This window comes from Odoribacter sp. AF15-53, assembly GCF_003479425.1.
Classification (GTDB): Bacteria; Bacteroidota; Bacteroidia; order Bacteroidales; family Marinifilaceae; genus Butyricimonas.
In genome coordinates, this window is sequence record NZ_QUHC01000005.1 from 1 (window position 1) to 18,453 (window position 18,453).

The following is an 18,453-nucleotide window of genomic DNA, read 5'->3' on the forward strand; positions in this document are numbered from 1 at the left end:
TTTGCTGACACAGTTTAAATTACATTCTCTAAAACCGATAAACGGGTGAAAATCCCATGTTAAAGATTACAGGTTCTTGTTGCTCTTGCTTCGGTTTTGCTTTTCTTCCGTTTGCTTGTCCTGTGTCTTTTCTCCTTTTTTTTCCTTTTCTTCCGTTTCTAAATCATTTCTTCTTTTTCTATATATAAAATCCGTTTCTTTCTTTTTTCCGTCTTTTATGAAAATTTCCCTCTTTCCCCATATTAACATTTTAACTATCATAAATACCATAAGTGCCAGTATTATGGTCGGCACCAAATTAACATGAGTAAGACTCAGTGTATAGCGTTCACATAGAGTTTGAGCTAACAAAATGCACCAAACCCCCAAGACAGTCCACGCCACATTTTCGCTCATTTTAGACACGGAATAGTGTCTGCCTTGATAAAATATGGTTTTATAGATTGGTCCGGAAACGAAGTTTTCCAAATAGTCAATGTGTTTTTCCCAGTTTTCTTGCCACCGTTTACTACCTTTTATCACGAGCAGCCACGCGAGAGAAAGTATCACACCCAAGGCGAGTATACTTATATCAATTCCCAAAGTTATAATTTCCTTTACTCGATCGCTATTACTTGTGATGATTGCCGTGTAAGCAATAAAGGTTGCTGCGATGAATCCCCAAAAATACAAACCTCTGCTCCAGAATTTATCTATCTCATAATTTCGATTTTCCCATGCTTTTTCATAAGCGGCTTCTAGTTTATCTTTATCGGAAATTTCAAATTCTGATCCGTTTATTTCAACCCCAAAACGTTTATAATACTCTTGATCCTTTATTCGGGTATACTCTGTCTTTCCTTTAAATGAATCATATCCCGCTTTATTGTTATCATCTTGGTTTTGTGTTCCTGTATCACTCATTTTGGTACTATTATTTTATAAAACAATTACTTTTTTCAAAGATATAACAATAATCTCTTTTTCACAATTCTAATATTTATATTACATTTATGTTTTTAAACGAGGGGATGGCTATATCCCCTGTAACAAGTTTATGAGGATGAAAAAATCGAGTACTTTTATTTGGATTATGGCTATTTTAGCTTTGATAGCTGTATATATGTTAGGTCGATATTTTTGGCAATTTGCAGAAAATGGTTGGTCAAACGATCCGATGGAATGGGGTGCTTTCGGTTCTTACATGGGAGCTATCACTGGTTTGCTAGCATTTGTGGGGGTTCTCTATTCTGTTCATAACGCAAACAAAAAATCTGCAGAGGCAAAGGAAGAAGCGGAAAAGGTACGAAAGGAAGCGGTAGCGGAAAATAAAAAAATAAGAGAAGAAGCAAGGGAAGAATCGGAGAGATTGGGTGCAAAAGCAGAAGCCAAAGATGAACGGGATTTATTCTTCAAATTAATAGAATCTCACCAAAAGATGATGAATTCATTGATAAGTATAGATTTGAAAACACATGAAAAGACAGAGGGGATGCAGGCTTTTGAAGTTTATAAAAAGGAAATGTATTCGGATTTGCAACTAATGATAATTCATTGGAAAGCAGGTCAGTTTACTTCATACGCAGGATGGCAAAAGAACATAAAAATGTTAGTTAGGGATGAATTTGAATTAACCTTATTCGTTGCAATGTTTGCATATGATGCTAATCAAATTAATAGAAAAGATGAACCTTTACAAAATGATGAGGAACTTGTAAAGATTGTATTGTCAAATCCTCGATCTTGGTTTCGTGATTTGCGGAAAGGTTTAGATGATCCAGTAAAATATGGAAGATTGAAACCTTTTTATGTTAATTTTTCAACAGAAGAAAGGGAAGATTTATTATTATATGCGGGTGACGCATGGTGTTATACCGAAATAGACGTTCGTTACTCACTACTTCGGTTGGCAGCCCGTTGTTTTTATACAAGAAACTTGGCTCGTTTGAGTTTTCATTTTAATAACTTGTGCTATATTACTAAAGTGATAAATGATTTTAAGTTTAATCGGGATTATTATATGGATTACTGGATTGCAAATTTAAATACAATGGAATGCGAGCTGTTGTTCTTTTATCTGTTAAGTGGAAAATCCAACATGGATATATCGGAGATTGCTATAAATAGTAATTTATTTAAAAATGTACCTAAAGACCAAATTTTTACAGTTATGCCAGAAGATAAAACAGCCCTTGAAGTGTTGAATGAATTTTTGCAAATGCAAATTGACTATAAGGAAGAGATAAATTTTAATCCGGTTGCAGAAGAATAAAATTTTATATCGTTTAATTGGTTATTTTTTATCATATAGATTCAGTTTCGAGTTGAATTAGATTTAAAGTTTTTATTATGGCTATATTAATTGATACTTTTTCATACCGTTGTAGAGTAATTGATGGTGTCCATTATTTCAATAGATGGGCAAGCGTTAAAGAACATCCTGAGTTCTCTGAAAAGGAACGGCTTTATTTTTTGAATAAAATATTGAATAGTCTTTTATCCCATGATGTTATATATATTTTTTTAGATGCTCTTGAGGAGTTTTTAGATCTCATGGGAACAGAAGCAACGAGTATGCTTATTTACCGGGACGAATTACGGATAATAGATTCATGGTTTTATCCGAGTTTCATGTTTTGCGATAAAAAGGATGTGATAACCTACCTAAACCTTCATCAAACAAATCCATATGATCAGATAATGGCTCGTTTGAGAAATAAATATAATAAATCTCAATATAGTTTTTATAAAGATGTGCTTCGAGATAAATTGTTACATGAGGATATAGAATATGATCTTTGGGATGATAATGTACAAAAAGCCGTGTGTCGGGATTTTTATATTCCTGCATTAAGAGGACTTTTCGGTTTTCAATCAGAAAATCCTTATGCGATAAAAGAAGGTGAAGCTGCTGGTTTTATGAGGCTGCTGCTAATGGAGAGAAGTTTAGAATGGGCTTCACAACTTGGAACGCATGAAGTTTTAATTGAGGATAAAGCAAAGTACTGTCTTGTTTCGAAGTTGGGTTATAAACTAGACAGACTAGTTGTTCAGCATCTAAATGAAGCCTTGACAGCGAGAAAAATTCCTGAGCTTGCTCTTTTATATTACAATAAAATTTTACATATTTCTGATATATTAAAAATTAGGGATGATATAAATGGAGTTAAATACCGGGAATGGCTTGTTTCTAAAGATTACAATTATGATGAACTTACGAAAGTCTTGATGAGTAAAACAGGCGAATCCGCTTGGTTAAAATGGGGACGTTTTGGTCTAGTTACTGGAATAGGTATTGTGGATACTTGGACTGGTGTTGTAAGTGCTTTGGTGGATGTAAGTATAGAGGAATTACGAAAGAATTTACAAAAATGGTCTCCGCAAATGTTTTTTGATAAAACATTATCTCAAAATTTGAAGCAATGTAAAGTAATGGCTAATATGAAAAATATAGGTAAGTAGTTTCGATTTTGTTTATATCGGTATCTTGGACTTCTATTTTTATTACCTTACTAAATAGAGAGGAACGTGTTGTTTTAAATAATTCATGTCATGAAAATAATTCGTGCGTTTGTTTGTGCATCACTTTTAATATTCTTTTTCTCTTGCTCGAAAAGTGACAAGGGAGAGAAAGAAGAAGAACTAAACAATACCGGGGAGGCGTTTATGGAACTTGTGATGCAGCGTGAAAATTGGCTAGCCGAGTGGGAGGCGGTAAGACAACTCGTAACCCCTTTACCTAATCGTTCCCGACACGAAGACAAGTATTACGTTTTGCCTGTTCTGGCAGACGAAGATAGTTATTACGTTATCTTTTATCCCGTGGAAATTGTTGGGAACGAAGTATCGGAAAAACTGGGCACGCCTCTCTCCACCGGGAAAACGTGTAGTGAAAAGGAATTGGATGCCTCTGTTGATATTGTTGTCGAAAAGAAAGATTGGGAAGAGGAAATAAAGCATATAATAATTGAAGAGAAATAACCGTTCGTTTGTTTTAGCAACGAAGAATTGATACAATAATCTTAATAATGAATTATTTTATGGAAGAAGAAGAATTAAAACTATTGAATGAAATTGACCTGTTACACGAGAAGTTATTATGCTTAGGTAATGGATATACTTACGCACAATGTGCAACGTCTTTGCGGGATAAAGTGGTCGAACTTTGTAACAAATTTGAACCTGATTATATTGAAGACATTGAAATTCGACAATTATATCATACTTGTAATAAAGAAGTTGATTTTGTCAAACATCAACAAGAGAAAGTGAGCAAACCGAGAGCTTCCAAAAAAAGCAAGAATGAATTAATTGATAAGATGGAAAAGGCTACCAACCAGATCGAAATAGATATATATTCGTTGTTCAAAAAAATAGATGAATCGAAAGAAGCAAAATTATTACCATTACAGTAAAAGCGGATTAATTCCGCTTTTTTCTTTTTTGTCGGTAATAACATTAAGATTTAAGTAATAGGATTTTACTTATACCTTATTATATAGGTATATCCTCGAACGTTCATTTATATATTCACGCGGAACTTAACCAAAACATTCTCAAATGTTCCTAAATCTTCTTGTAATTAATTTATTACAAAATTAATTATGAATTTCTCCACCTATCTTTGCGATAGTGATGGAAAAGGACATATTTAGAGAAATAAAATTATACAAGTGCGACACGAGTACGCACTTGGCGTTGCCTTTGGCGGAGGACGGGATTCATGCGGGTTTCCCTTCTCCGGCGGCTGATTACTTGGAGTTGGCAATTGACCTGAACGAAGAACTTGTGAAGAATCCCACATCTACTTTTTTCGGGCGTGTCGTGGGGGATTGTTTAAAAGATGCCGGGGTTGATGAAGGTGATATTGTTATAATAGATAAATCTCTATTACCTCCTAAAAATGGGGATATGGTAGTCGCGTTTCTCGATGGTGAATTTACCTTACGATTGATCGAGAGGAGGAAGGGAGAAAAAGATGTGATTTGGCTACTTCCGGCGAATGATAAGTACGAGCCGACACGGGTGACGAGTGAGAACGATTTCGTCGTTTGGGGAGTGGTAACAAGTATTATTAAACAACGGAAAAGGTAAGCCATGTATGCCCTTGTCGATTGTAATAATTTTTTTGCCAGTTGCGAACGGGTGTTCAATCCCGCTTTACGGGATCAGCCGATTGTCGTGCTTTCAAATAACGATGGTTGCGTGATCGCACGATCCAACGAGGCGAAGAAATTAGGGCTTAAAATGGGTGATCCTTACTTTAAAGTGAAAGATGTTATCGTGAAACATGGGGTTCATGTTTTTTCATCTAACTATGTTTTGTATCAGGATATGTCAAATCGAGTCATGCAGACTCTCGCGGGATTCGTGAAAGATATAGAAGTCTATTCTATCGACGAGAGTTTTCTTGATCTCATGGGATACGAGGAACATTATAATTTGACAGAATACGGGAAACAAATCGTGAACACGGTTACCCGAAATACCGGAATCCCGGTGTCTATGGGTATCGCTCCCACGAAGACGTTGGCGAAAGTGGCAAGTAAGTTCGCGAAAAAATATAAACGCTATGGTGGCGTGTGTATTATAGATAGCGAGGAAAAGCGGGAAAAAGCCCTAAAATTGTTCGATATTGAGGACGTGTGGGGAGTTGGGCGACAATATCTAAAAATCTTGAATTATTACGGGGTGAAAACGGCTTATGATTTTATTTTAAAGCCGGAGAGTTTCGTGCGCAAGTACATGAAAGTGGGCGGCGTGAGAACGTGGAAAGAGTTAAGAGGTATTCCGTGTCATAGTTTGGAACAACCGCAAGATAAGAAAAGTATTTGTACATCAAGAAGTTTCGGGGAAACCGTGACCGATTACCCGACGTTATCCGAGGCAGTGTCGAATTTCGCGGCGGCTTGCGCCCGGAAGTTGCGGGAACAAAATTCGTGTGCCGGAATGATTACCGTGTTTATACTAACAAATCGGTTTCGAGCGGATTTACCACAAGATTTCGAGTGTAGAACAATATCGTTGCCCGTTGCGACGAACGCGAGTTCAGAACTAATAGCTGCTGCCTGTTCCATCCTACAACATATTTATAAAAAAGGATACGCTTACAAGAAAGCGGGGTGCGTGGTATCCGCCATTGTTCCGAAAAACGAGGTGCAATTAAATTTGTTTGATGAAACGGACCGCGTTAGACTTCAACGCTTGTATAATACCGTTGATCGGGTCAACAAGAAAAACGGGACAGACTCGCTGAAAATTGCCGCCCAAGGTTATGGTAAAAAATGGAAGTTAAAAAGCGAGCATATTTCCAAGAGGTACACCACGAACCTGAACGATATAATCACGATCCGGTAAAAAATACTTTGAACGTGTTGACTAAAAATGATAAAATGCGTTTTGAGAGCCTAATTTGACTCTTTTTTATTTAAAATGATTACAAATTAGCGATGCTTTATATAATTTATAAACGATATTTATTGCTAGAAAAAAAAGGTATAAAGTTGGAATAAATGGAGCGTGGATACACGACTAAATTGTAACTTGTATTTTTTGTAAGTCTTATCGTTATTAGCTTCTAGCGATTCAGCAAAAAGTGTGCTATAATTGTAGCTAAAACATAACTATTAAGAGGTAATTACGTGAATTATAAAGAATCATTCTATTTAACAATATTATTTCATTATTATTTCATAACACGCACTTTTTTAATCAAAAAAATAATCTTAACTTGCATGAGTATACATTTTCAGAGAGAGTTTTTATGCGCGCATTATTTTTATTAATGTTAAATTTACGCGACTATGAAAAGATTAATGTTGTTATGTTTGGTGGCGGTTGGTACAATGTGCCTATCGTTCACGGCATTTGCCCCGGCAGTACAGACTTCCGTAAGCGGACACGTTTACGATCAATCAACCCAATCACCAATTGGTGGAATCGTGGTAGATGAAATGGTAAATGGTGTTTCCGTTAATACCACAACCACATGGTCGGATGGTTCTTTTTCTATTGAAGTACAAAGTAGAAAATCAACCTTGCGTTTTAGTGACCCGGATTACCAGAGTTATTCAACCGTGGAGCAAACATTTGATTTAAGTCAGGATTGTAGCGACGTGAGTGTTTACATGCACTCGTCAAGTCAAGAATGACGTACTTTTTCAAATCTTAACCGTAAATTTAGAGGTGTAATAAAGCTAGTGTTGGGGAAGCATCTTTGAAGACTAAAGAGAGGGGGCAATCGCCCCCTCTTGTTATTTATCTCGTTTGAGGTATTTCGAGTTATCGTCCGGGAAATTTTCGTCCGGCATAAAATCTTTCATCTTGCAATTGAAGATAATGGCGAGGGCGTTCAAGTGGTTGAAATTATACTTGTCCTTACATTTAGCACTTTCAACATTCCCCACGAAAGTAATATCCAGATTCATTTCCATTGACAATTGGGCTTGCGACATCCCGGCGGCGAGTCTATACTCCCGAACCTTTTTTATAATCGCTAACTCAACTTGCGTCTTCATTGCCTTGTTTTTGAAAAAATAAAGGAAATATTTTTTCTCATTTTCTTTCATCTGAAATATCAGATGGTTACCTTTGCGATAAGATTTATTAAATAGAGTCCCACTCGAAATAATGCAAACGTGTAAGCGCGGGAACCACCATTCCTCGTGGAAGCACGGGCGGGAAACCGCCCGTGGCTCTAAATAGTAAATTAATGAATATCCAAAACGCCCTCCCCTCCTTGGAGGGCGTTTCCTATATATATAGGTGAAGATTTGAGTGGGCGGGTTTGCCCGTGTGAAGAAGAGGGATTATTTTTTCTTTTTCGTGTTGGCTTTCTCCGCAGCCTTTTCCTTTTTCTTTCTCTCCTTCTCTTCCCGTTTCAATCGTGCTTTCTCTTCCGCCCGGCGCATCATTTTTTCATAGTTATTTTTTACCCGCGGGTGTTTATTCAGGTAGTCCTCGATGCAGTCAATTTCGAGGTTCGTGGGAGGGAAAAAGTAAGCGAAGGGAACGTTGAAGTATCTCGCGATCTCGTTCACGTGATTAAAATTGTATTTCGTGTTACTATGAATATTTTCTGCACGCCCCACGTAAGAAATAGATAATTTAAGTTCAGAAGAAAGTTTTTTCTGTCCCACCTTTCTCGACTCCCTTAGTTCTTTTACCTTTTCGATCACGTAGAGTTCGATAACAGTTTTTGTTATTTTGGGTTTCTTGACATCAGTCGTCTTTGTGGTATCCATTTTATGAAAATTAAAGATAAAGGAAAGATTTGCGCCCAAAAGTTTGGTATACGGATACGAGTACCCTATATTTGTACCAATAAATAATACAAGTGTCCCCACTGGAAAAACGAAAGAATAGAAAAGGTGCGAGATACCTTACACGGAAAGATGATACGGGAAAGTCCCGTTCCCCTGACAAACTAAAGTTTTCAAAAAAGCGCCCTCCGGTAAAAGGAGGGCGTTTCCTGTATGATAGGGTTGTTGTTTGGGCCTACGAAGTTCGCCCACGAGTGGGGATCGGGTTATTTCTTTGATGCTTTTTGTTTCTTCCCCGCCTTTTTCTTTGCCCGTTCTTCTAGTTTCTTCTTTGATTTTTCCTCTTCCTGTCGTTGCAGTTCCTCGTATTTCAGCCGGAACCGGGGATGTATCTCCGCAAATTCTTCAATGCAGTTTGTTGTCACGAAAGGGTCGGGCATGAAATCGGCGATCTTGCAATTAAACAGCTTCGCGATCTCGTTCAGTTGGTTGTGATTGTATTTTGTTTCATACTTCGGGCTTTCGGCACGAAAAACGTAGGATGGGCTTAAATTTAATTCCAAACACAATTTTCTTTGACTCATCCCGGCATTTATCCTGTATTCCTTAACCTTGTTTATGATGTAGGTTTCGATCTCGGTTGTTTTGGTTCCCATTTTTCTAAAAATTAAAAGTAAAGAAAAGATTTTCCATGAACTGTTTTGTACCCTGTGCAGTATGCGGTATATTTGTAAAGAAAGAAACAGTTTGAATGTTCCGGGGTTGGTTTAATTTTGTTATATTGTCATCTAAAATACACGAGTATGGAAGCGGAGAATTTGTTTAATAAAGAGTTAGATATTACTGGCGATGATGTTCTTGATTGCGAGGATATTGAATTGCTGCAATATTGGGAAGAAGAATTAACGGAACAACTCCGGGACGTGAAAACAACGCTTGATCGCTTCGAGGATCTGAAGGGGTTGAACCCGGAATTAGTCGAGGATAGTAATTATCGAAGGGCTTACGAGGCTCGGAAGTTCCGGTTAAAATTTTTAGATTTGATTCTCGCGAGGAAAAAAGTATTGAAGAAAGCGGAGAATAAAGATCAATTACTCACGCGCAAGTTTATGAGCGTGGCAAAGGATTGGTTAGAACCCCGGATGTACAAGGCGATACTGGAAGAGGCGAAAAAAAGAGCGAATTACCCGACCGGGGAATAAGATTATTCCTCTCCCTCGTACAGGGTATCGTACAGGCTCTCGAACGTGTCGATCTGGTCGTTTTTCAGCATTTCATACGTTAAGAATGTTCTTTGAATAAAAATATTCTTTTCTTTCTCGATGCCTAAACATACTCCATCCTCGCAGCTTGTTTGAAAAATTCTTTTATCCTCGACGCTTTCATCAGACGAGAAAGTCGGGTTCCTGCAAAAAAAGTATTTTATCAGGTCAATACCTTTTATATCATTATTCCCTTTTAGGAATCTATCCCGGTATCGTTGAAAAAAGTGAGGCGGGAACATGAGTACGCAGGGATCACCTTGAAACAAGGAAATCATGAACACGTAAATCCCGCCTCTCGCGTTCGCTGTACAAACGTAAGTGATTACCGGGGCTTCCGCGTCTTTTTTGCTTTTTGCTGTAAAAATGATAATCCATTTATTTTTTTTCGGAGAAACGTAATCGACTGGCTTGAATTGAACGGGGAAGCGAGTGCGTTTGAGAACGTTCCGCCGGAAGTTATTGCACAGGTACTCGACTTTCGCCGTGACATTGGGCCCGTCGTTTACGAGTTCGGTATACATTTCCCGTAAACTCATGTTATCCACTACTAGCATAGGTTGCTGTTTAAATTATTTGCTATAAGTCAAATCCACCTAAAAAATCTTTCCCTTTCTCTGTAATAACATATTTTTGGTTGGAAGAATTGGGTTTATCTTTTATCGTGTATTCTAATAAACAAGCTACCCGTAAAGGGTTGATATATATTTCTCTCAATTTATTTCTTGAATTAAACTCGATCAAATTTTGTATATCTTCGATATTCTTGGGAGTCAAACAGAGCAATAAAATCTTAATCAAATTCATCGTTCTTTTATCGAATAACTCCACCCCTTTTTCTGCCCAACTCCACCCCTCGAAAGAAGGATTTTCCGGTAACTCGTTGTTTATCTTTATTCTAAGATTTTCTAACTCCACCCCTTTTTTACTCCAACTCCACCCCAAACTTCTATCCTTGGCGAAAAATAAAGCATTCGTATCATTCATTTCTGCATAGTCAGGAGCCAAGTTTAAAGATTCAATAGATTCAAGCGTTTCTGAATCGAGTTTAGTTCTATTTAATCCCACCAGTTCGATAAACGCGGCAGCTCTCTCTTCTCCCAAAACGGAGCCAACAAGGGGAATTACGGTTTTGAACTGGTTATCCTCGATAAAGAGGGGTTTTGTACCGGAAGAATAGATATTTAGATATTTGTATACATTTCTTACCCCGGAACCGATCTCGTCTACCCAGCTAAACTCGGAGAAGAATTTACGTATATTCGGATTCTTGGCGTATGGATTAAAAGAATCCAAAGTCAACAACCCTCTGAATAAAGGTTTGTTCGGATTTGTTATTTCAACACGATTTTTGTAAATAATCATCGTGGTAGGATACGCGCTCGTGTATTCCCGGTGAACAATGGCGTTAGCTATTATTTCACGGAATATTAGTTCTCGCAAATCTTTTCGTTGATCTCCCTCCAAATAAAACATATCGGGCAGGCGTGAGCGATTTTTTATGAAATCCATCGCTTGCAGGTAGGTGTCGATCAAATTTGTTCGTAACGTTAATTTGTCATCCCAACGATCGAGGTCATTCAATTTTACCAAAATATCGAATTTATATGCCGGGAGGATGTTCTGGATAGTTAAATCTTTTCCAAACACGAGAGCGGAAGCGAGGGTTAATCCTTCCTCGCCAGTCCGAATATCCTTTCGATAATACCCGGATGAGCGTAAAATCTCCATGTTGTTTATCGTCAACCAAGGATGTGAAGCGTTGACAGATCGAATAATACTTCTCGCTTTATCAAACAGGTTATTATCCAAATCTTCTATTTGGAGGTACGGGAATATTTCATTCTCGGTAAAATGATTTCGTTTTCTGAAATATAATTCAGAAATCCGGGAATCATCCTCGATCCTGATGTCGCTATCATTTTCCCGGTCATAGATAATTCCGTCATGGCTGTGTATATGCGAGCTAACGGGAATCTTCACGTATAAAACGATCAGACCTTTATCTTCCAGTTGGTAGATAGGGAAATTGACCGGGGGATTTATGACATCTTTGTTGTTTAATGCGGTAACAATATCTTTTTTTAATTGGTCGACAGCGGTTTTATCAATTCCGGTTATAACTCCATCATCGTTTGCCCCTAGTATAATTGTTCCTCCTTCCCGGTTCAGAAAAGAAACCACGGTATCGTAGAAATTGTTGGGGACTTTTATTCTTGCCTCCTTAAATTCGAGATGTAAACTTTCGCCTTTGGAAAGAATTTTATGCAGATCCTCGATTGTCATGTCGCGCGTGTTTTATCCTGTAATATAATTATTTTGGTCGCTCGCTCCCTTTTCCCGCGAAAGGGATAGACGTGAGATACCGTGTACCGCGGAAAGCCCGGTCCGCGAGTTAGCGGATTCGCCCGATCATTTTTTCTTGGATGTCGCTTTTTTCTTCATCGCTGCTTTCTCCTTTTTCGTTTTTTCCTTTGCCTCCCGTTCTTTCTGTGCTTTCTCTTCCATGTTCTTAATCATCTTTTCGTATTTGGCTCTAAGTTTGGGGTGTATATCCATGTATTCTTCAATCGTGTCCTTTTGCACGAAAGGGTTTGGTATGAAGTCTGCAATGGAGCAATTGAAAATTTTTGCTAACTCGTTTAAATGATTTAAGTTGTACTTTGCACGGGAGAATGGATTTTCAGCTCTATTCACGTATGTGCTACTTAACCTTAATTCCATTGCAAGTTTTCTTTGACTCATTTTTGCAGCTTTTCTAAGTTCCTTCACTTTGTTGATAACGGAAAGTTCTATTTCTGTCTTTTTGATTTCTTTTATTATGTCCTGTGTTGCTGTCATTTCGAAGTTATTTTTCATGTTAAAGGAAAGTTTTTTGGATAAATATTTTGAGAATACATGTGATTGCACTATATTTGCATTATTGAACCTCGTAGAGGGTTGTCCAGTCAGTCACGTTCACGCGTGCAAAAAACAAACGAAAATTTTATGGAGAGGCAGAAATGCCAGAAGGGAAAATACACCTGAAATATTGGGTGTGTGGAATGTTATTATGCTGAATGTCAATAAAATAATAAAGGGTGTACACATCCCGGATTATTAAATTTAACAGTTATGAAACAGAAAATATCGTCCCTCAACAAGAACAAGCCCCCGCCGGGCTAAAGAGGGTTTTGCGGGATAAGTTCCCAAAGCGGGCACCTGAATAATTTCGCTATTTCATTTAAATGATCTAGGTTGTAGGCTTTATCTGATGTCGGGTCTTCAATACAATGAATGTAAGAGTGACTAATATTCAGGCAATCCGCAAAGTATCGCAGGCTCATTTCGTGTTTTATGCGAAGTTCTTTCACTTTATTTATAGTATATAACTTAATAGCTGACTTCATGATTGGTATGTATTAATGAGTAAATTAATGAATTTTACAGGGATATACCGTTCATCTAAAGGTAAACACTACGTGTGAAAGTGAATCATTTCAGAATATGATTCGTGATAACTTTAATATTAACTAATAACCTAACGAAAAACAATTGAATGACAGAACATCAAGAAATTATTGAAGAGGAAGAACTAAAAAGATTCTTTTTAGAAGAGGCGCGTTTGCTTTGTCCCGCGGCAAGGTTGGAAACGTCGGATCGGGAGAAGTTACACATTCTTTACTCCACGCTTAAAAGAATGACTAAACTCATGGGATTACTGTGTCATTGTAATTTGGAAGTACACTATAATGAGGTGTACGACGTGTTTGGATTCTACCTCGTGGAAAAGGATGGTGAGAAAAAGAAAAAGCACCAGATGAGCGCACGTTTGAGTGACTACAATAAATTTTTGATCCAGTTGACAAAATTGAAAGACTTGAACACTCATTTCTATTTTTACTATGTTGTTCACTTGAAAGCACTAGAGCGAATCATGAAGAATGATTACCCGGATGATTTTCAAGATGGGCAAATTAACGAGATCGGGATAAAGGAATTGCTTTCCAAAGAAAACGGGAAGTAAAAAAGGGGGAAGTTCGCCTAAGTTGACAGCTTCGTGACTTCCCCCCATATTAATTACGAAATTAACATCTAAAATTATGAAAAAAAACTTAGAAAGACAAGCGTGCAGGCGTAAATCGCGCGCTAAAGTCAAAATTCGTTTGCCGCGAGAGTTCACGGTAGGAATTTATTTGAAAATGTTGTTTTTACCCTTGCTTTGCTGCGTGTCCCTGTTGGCGAATGCTGTTGAGGTACGGGACAGCACGGGAGTAAAGGACAATATAATAAAAGGTCGGGTGATGGACGAGAAGGGGCAGCCCATGCCGGGGGTAACGGTGTTGCTGGATTCAACGAGGCTAGGGGTAACGACGGACACGGAAGGGAATTTCACGTTGAAGTTGACCCGTGAAAAGGGTGTGTTGGTGTTTTCTTTTATCGGTTTTAAAACGGTTAAAGCGAGATTCGAGGCGGGGAAATTGTTGACTATCCGGATGAAAGAAGAAATGTCAAGTTTGGACGAGGTGACGGTTATCGCTTACGGGACACAACGGAGACGCGAAGTGGTGGGAGCCATGAGTACCGTTAGCGGGGAGGATATAAAAGACGTGCCTTCTCCCTCCATCGCGAACCTGCTGCAAGGCCGGGTTTCGGGGATGAACGTCACTAACATGACGGGCGCACCCGGCGGAGGCGGCACGTCTATCAACGTGCGGGGATACAATTCTTTTGATATTGCTGGAGAACAACGTTTTTCAAATCCCCTTTGGGTGATTGATGGTGTGCCGATGCAATCTTTCACCTCTCCCGTCACGGGAACGAATACCCTCGCGGAGATCGACCCGAACGACATAGAGAGCATACAGGTGTTAAAGGATGCCGCTTCCGCGGCGATTTACGGGTCACGGGCCGCCAACGGGGTGATGCTCGTGACAACGAAAAGCGGGCGTTTGAACCAGAGGGCGAAGATCAGCGTTAATTTTTCTCGCACGTGGAGTTTTGACCCCTCCTTGCCGGAGCTTACCGGGGGGAACGCCGAAAGGAACTTGCGCTTGGAGGCGTTGCGGAATTTCCAGCAAGCCTACTTCGACCCCTCGACAAACACGTACAAGTACGTTAGCTCGTACCGGGAGTCGTATAACGAGAACATGCACTATAATTATTTTTGGAATAAAGGTGACGGGGCGGGTATCGCCGCTTATCAAGATAGTTTGAACTCGTTTTATAATAACTCGACGAATTTCTTCAAGTATTATTTCAGAACGGCGAAAGTGACGAATGCCAACCTCCAACTATCGGGCGGTAACACGAACATGAGCTATAACATTGGTCTTGGTTATTACGATGAATCGGGTGTCTTGCGTAACACTGGATTTAGTCGGGTGAACCTGCTGGCGAATTTCTTTATCAAGCCCCTGCCGAAAGTCGAATCTAACGTGCGCTTTTACCTTGCCCGGACAGGACGTAAACGGGCTTCCCGTTTGACCGCTTACACGGGGTTCACATCCGGAGAGGAACTGGAACAGATACCCGAAGAGTTGCTAACCATGTCAACGATATTGCCGGGCGAGGGCACGCCCGCCTTTGATGAAATGATAAAGCGTTTCAACACGATAAAAGAAGATAACGAGTCTTACCGGGTACGCACCTCTTTAGATTTATCTTACGAGATCATAAAGGGCTTGAAATTAAAGTCTTCCGTGGCGTTGGATTTCACGCAACAAAATCAAAATCTTTTCTTGCCCTCTGATTTGGACGAGTACAACGAATCCTATTCAAGCGGGCAGATCGAGAGAAATTTAACGTTGATAAACGAGAACCTTTTGACTTACAGGCACACGTTTGTTGAAAAGCATACCTTAGATTTTTTACTCGGTTTGTCGGTGCAGGAAGACGAGAGGAACTCTATCGGAACATGGGGTAAAGATTCCCCAAGCGATCTGATTCATTATATTTCGTGGTTCGGTAATGTTTATAACGTGGACGAGAACCGGGCGTTGAAGGACGGCACGACCGGGCGGGAAGTTAGCACGAGCGTGGGCGTGTTCGGGCGTTTGAATTATAATTATCTCGAAAGGTATTTCCTTTCTGTCACGTTGCGCCGGGACGCTTCTTCGAAATTCGGCGAAAATGTTCGGTGGGGAACCTTCCCCTCTTATGCCGTGGCGTGGACGTTCTCGGAAGAACCTTTCATGGATTGGAGTAGGGGAGTGCTAGATCATGGAAAGCTCCGGGTTTCTTACGGGAAGTCGGGTAAACAGTTCGATCAACCGTATATCGCGCAAGGCTCTTTTTCACCGGGTGATCCTTACCTCGGTAACCCGACCATTCACCCGGATTTGTCGAGGGGATTGAGTAACAAGTACCTGACGTGGGAGGAAACGGGACAGTACGATTTCGGGTTGGACTTGGATTTTCGCGATCACCGTTTCGGGGTTGTGCTGGATTATTACTATCGTTACACGGATAAATTACTTTATCCTGTCATGTTACCCGGTAACTATTCCGCATTCAATCGTCAGTGGCGTAACGCTTACGCGATCTCGAACGAGGGGATCGAGCTAGAGGTGAAATGGAACGCGATCAGGAACGAGAAATTGAACTGGAATATTTCGTTTAATATCGCCCGGAACTGGAACCGCCTTGAAAAAAGCGAGAACAAACGGGATTTTCTAACGGAAGATAACACGACCAATCTCAACATCATCGGGAAGCCTTTAAACGGTCTTTACGTGTTGAAAACCGGGGGGATTTATAATGATGATAAAGAGGTACCGAGAATGTTTATAAACGGCAAGGATACGCCTCTCGCGGGTAACGGGAACACGCAGCATTACCGGGCGGGTGATCGGGTGGTGTATGACGTGAACGGTGACGGGGTGGTAAACTCGGATGATCGCGTTTACGCGGGAGCTCCCGCCCCCGTCGCGCAGGGAGGGATTGTCACCACCTTGGAATGGAAAGGGTTCGACTTGAACGTGTTATTTAATTTCGTGATTAGCCGACATATCTTGAACGCGGCTCGCGGGGCTTCGGTCGGAACCATAATCGGGCTAACGCCGGATGATAGCGTTACCCCCGTGTATGTTGATTTAAACAACGTTTCTTTCTGGCAGAAACCCGGTGATAAAACGGATTTCCCGATGAATCGACTAGAGGGTGGGTTAGGTAGTTTTAATTCTTACACGACCGCTAACGTGGAAGATGTTAGTTATCTAAAATTGAAAACGTTCTCTATCGGGTACACGTTGCCGGATAGGTGGAAGAAAAAAGTGGGCTTCGGGGTGCGGGTTTTCGTGTCGGGGGAAAATCTCTTCACGATCACGAATTATTCCGGTGCTGACCCGGAATCTGTAAATATAATGACGGGCGTGGATAATCTTGGTAATTATCCCTTGAACCGGAAATTGACACTTGGTATAACCGGAACATTTTAAAAGTATGAAAAGGATATATATATTTATATTGATGGCGTTGTCACTATCATCTTGTGATGATTTCTTGACGGTGGAATCCGACACGGGGGTGACGAGTTTAAACTACTGGAAGAACGCGAGTGATTTGGACGCGGCGAACTACGGCTTGTACGCAACATTTCGCTACAACATAGCGAATAATAGTTCTGTTGTTTACCGTGACCGGGGGTTACCTTTTGACGTGCTTGGAATTTGGACAAATCCAAGTAATAACGATTTATCACGAGGTTGGACGCAGACGCACGGTTGTATCAATTGGAACAACGAGTATAAGATTGTCAACGAGGCTAATTTGATTCTGGATAATATAGATCGTGCCGATCTCACGGGCGAACAGTATAATTTCTTCCGGGGTCAAGCTCTTGGGCTCCGGGCTTACGTGTATTTTTATATGTTGCAGAACTGGGGGGATTTACCCTTGATCGTTCACGCGGAAGACGTGGGGATGAAAGCCCGGACACCTTGGCAAGAGGTCGCGGAACGATGTATTGTTGATTTAAGGGAAGCGATCTCGTTGTTGCCCGTGGCGGACGAGTTGAAAGATATAGAGGGGAACCCGATAACGAGTAAACAAGCGGTTTCCTCCGGGACGTGTCACGCGATACTGGCACATCTTTTTGCTTGGAAGGCTGCCTTGAATAAAGAACCGGATTTGTTAAAACTGGCGATACTGGAATGTGATTCCGTGATTGCCGATCAATCATACGCCTTGGCGAACACGATTCATGAAGTGTGCGCGAGTGTGATCCCCGGTAACAGCCGGGAGGGTATTTTGGAGTGTGATTTTAAAGACACCCAATACGATGTAAAGGGATGGGGTGCTTATATGGCGGGATTTTGCCAGTGGTGGCCGATTGTCCCCTTGACAACGCCCTCCACGGCTCGCCGGGGACTTTTAATAAGTAACTCGACTGTTTACAAGATGTTCCCCGACCCGGACGATCAACGGAGAAACGAATATTTTTATAAACTTGACAGCATGGCGAAGGTTTCCACTGTAACGACAAAGGGGAATGCTTACGTGCAAAAGTATCAACAAATTATCATACACGAGTCGGGTAGTCAAAAGGGACAAATAAAGTCTTATAAAGCGAATGAAATTATCATCCGGTTGGCGGATATTATCTTGCTACGGGCAGAGTGCAAGGCTCGGACGGGAGATTATGCCGGGGCGAGAATTGATTTGAACCGTATCCGTAACCGGGCGGGGGTGAAAGATTATGCCGGGACGGATGCCGATTTGCAGGACGAGATACAAGACGAGCGGGAGCGGGAATTTTTCTGCGAGGGAATATCCATGAGGTATTTTGATTGCGTGCGGAACGGTACTTACCGGGAGAGGTTACGAGGGAAGTTCAAGACTTTGACCGAACAGGACGTGAAAGATGGGGCGTTGTTTATCCCGGTGGGAAAGATGGCTTTTTTCAACAACACGTTGATGTTACAAACCCCGTACTGGAAGGCGAACGGTTATGCTTATTAATTTAAAATGCT

At 40.4% G+C, this 18,453-nt stretch carries 18 protein-coding genes; 11 read left to right on the forward strand and 7 right to left on the reverse strand.

Annotated elements, in window-relative coordinates:
• Window positions 1–66: 66 nt before the first annotated feature.
• Window positions 67–903 (reverse strand): hypothetical protein, encoded by an 837-nt coding sequence (locus DWW52_RS11635; RefSeq protein ID WP_118715696.1) that lies wholly within the window; start codon window positions 901–903, stop codon window positions 67–69.
• Between the two features lie 139 nt (window positions 904–1,042).
• Here DWW52_RS11635 and DWW52_RS11640 point away from each other — a divergent pair, with 139 nt between their 5' ends.
• The 7 genes from DWW52_RS11640 to DWW52_RS11670 all read left to right on the forward strand — a co-directional run bounded on the left by DWW52_RS11640 (window position 1,043) and on the right by DWW52_RS11670 (window position 7,130).
• Complete coding sequence (locus DWW52_RS11640) at window positions 1,043–2,251, forward strand: hypothetical protein (protein WP_148315363.1); 1,209 nt, start codon at window positions 1,043–1,045, stop codon at window positions 2,249–2,251.
• Window positions 2,252–2,328: 77 nt separating this feature from the next.
• Window positions 2,329–3,441, forward strand: coding sequence for a hypothetical protein (locus DWW52_RS11645; protein ID WP_118715698.1), 1,113 nt, complete (start codon window positions 2,329–2,331; stop codon window positions 3,439–3,441).
• A 90-nt stretch (window positions 3,442–3,531) separates the two neighbouring features.
• A complete protein-coding gene (locus DWW52_RS11650) occupies window positions 3,532–3,960 on the forward strand; it encodes a hypothetical protein (RefSeq protein ID WP_118715699.1) in 429 nt (142 codons plus the stop codon).
• Window positions 3,961–4,019: 59 nt separating this feature from the next.
• Entirely contained in the window at window positions 4,020–4,394 is a 375-nt protein-coding gene (locus DWW52_RS11655; RefSeq protein WP_148315364.1) for a hypothetical protein, read from the forward strand.
• A 220-nt stretch (window positions 4,395–4,614) separates the two neighbouring features.
• The gene (locus DWW52_RS11660; protein ID WP_118715701.1) at window positions 4,615–5,073 is read left to right on the forward strand and encodes a LexA family transcriptional regulator; all 459 of its coding nucleotides are present in this window, start codon (window positions 4,615–4,617) and stop codon (window positions 5,071–5,073) included.
• A gap of 3 nt (window positions 5,074–5,076) precedes the next feature.
• Window positions 5,077–6,336, forward strand: coding sequence for a Y-family DNA polymerase (locus DWW52_RS11665; protein WP_118715702.1), 1,260 nt, complete (start codon window positions 5,077–5,079; stop codon window positions 6,334–6,336).
• Window positions 6,337–6,782: 446 nt separating this feature from the next.
• Window positions 6,783–7,130 carry a hypothetical protein gene (locus tag DWW52_RS11670; protein ID WP_071596012.1) on the forward strand — a complete coding sequence of 116 codons (348 nt, stop codon included), beginning with the start codon at window positions 6,783–6,785 and terminating at the stop codon, window positions 7,128–7,130.
• A gap of 102 nt (window positions 7,131–7,232) precedes the next feature.
• Here the strand turns inward: DWW52_RS11670 and DWW52_RS11675 are convergent, their stop codons facing one another.
• From DWW52_RS11675 to DWW52_RS11685, 3 genes are all read right to left on the reverse strand, one after another.
• Complete coding sequence (locus tag DWW52_RS11675; RefSeq protein ID WP_071596015.1) at window positions 7,233–7,496, reverse strand: helix-turn-helix domain-containing protein; 264 nt, start codon at window positions 7,494–7,496, stop codon at window positions 7,233–7,235.
• A 291-nt stretch (window positions 7,497–7,787) separates the two neighbouring features.
• Window positions 7,788–8,222 carry a helix-turn-helix domain-containing protein gene (locus tag DWW52_RS11680; protein ID WP_118715704.1) on the reverse strand — a complete coding sequence of 145 codons (435 nt, stop codon included), beginning with the start codon at window positions 8,220–8,222 and terminating at the stop codon, window positions 7,788–7,790.
• A 284-nt stretch (window positions 8,223–8,506) separates the two neighbouring features.
• The gene (locus tag DWW52_RS11685) at window positions 8,507–8,896 is read right to left on the reverse strand and encodes a helix-turn-helix domain-containing protein (protein ID WP_118715705.1); all 390 of its coding nucleotides are present in this window, start codon (window positions 8,894–8,896) and stop codon (window positions 8,507–8,509) included.
• Window positions 8,897–9,043: 147 nt separating this feature from the next.
• On the opposite strand from DWW52_RS11685, the gene DWW52_RS11690 reads away from it, so the two are divergent.
• Complete coding sequence (locus tag DWW52_RS11690) at window positions 9,044–9,442, forward strand: hypothetical protein (RefSeq protein ID WP_118715706.1); 399 nt, start codon at window positions 9,044–9,046, stop codon at window positions 9,440–9,442.
• A gap of 2 nt (window positions 9,443–9,444) precedes the next feature.
• Here the strand turns inward: DWW52_RS11690 and DWW52_RS11695 are convergent, their stop codons facing one another.
• From DWW52_RS11695 to DWW52_RS11705, 3 genes are all read right to left on the reverse strand, one after another.
• The gene (locus tag DWW52_RS11695; RefSeq protein WP_118715707.1) at window positions 9,445–10,059 is read right to left on the reverse strand and encodes a hypothetical protein; all 615 of its coding nucleotides are present in this window, start codon (window positions 10,057–10,059) and stop codon (window positions 9,445–9,447) included.
• Window positions 10,060–10,081: 22 nt separating this feature from the next.
• Window positions 10,082–11,788, reverse strand: coding sequence for an RNA-binding domain-containing protein (locus DWW52_RS11700; RefSeq protein ID WP_118715708.1), 1,707 nt, complete (start codon window positions 11,786–11,788; stop codon window positions 10,082–10,084).
• A 126-nt stretch (window positions 11,789–11,914) separates the two neighbouring features.
• Complete coding sequence (locus DWW52_RS11705) at window positions 11,915–12,343, reverse strand: helix-turn-helix domain-containing protein (protein ID WP_118715946.1); 429 nt, start codon at window positions 12,341–12,343, stop codon at window positions 11,915–11,917.
• A gap of 697 nt (window positions 12,344–13,040) precedes the next feature.
• Between DWW52_RS11705 and DWW52_RS11720 the strand changes: the two genes are divergently transcribed.
• The 3 genes from DWW52_RS11720 (at window position 13,041) to DWW52_RS11730 (ending at window position 18,442) form a co-directional block, all read left to right on the forward strand.
• Window positions 13,041–13,508 carry a hypothetical protein gene (locus tag DWW52_RS11720; RefSeq protein ID WP_118715711.1) on the forward strand — a complete coding sequence of 156 codons (468 nt, stop codon included), beginning with the start codon at window positions 13,041–13,043 and terminating at the stop codon, window positions 13,506–13,508.
• Between the two features lie 76 nt (window positions 13,509–13,584).
• Window positions 13,585–16,920, forward strand: coding sequence for a SusC/RagA family TonB-linked outer membrane protein (locus tag DWW52_RS11725; protein WP_118715712.1), 3,336 nt, complete (start codon window positions 13,585–13,587; stop codon window positions 16,918–16,920).
• Window positions 16,921–16,924: 4 nt separating this feature from the next.
• Entirely contained in the window at window positions 16,925–18,442 is a 1,518-nt protein-coding gene (locus DWW52_RS11730) for a RagB/SusD family nutrient uptake outer membrane protein (RefSeq protein ID WP_233556863.1), read from the forward strand.
• Window positions 18,443–18,453 lie beyond the last annotated feature (11 nt).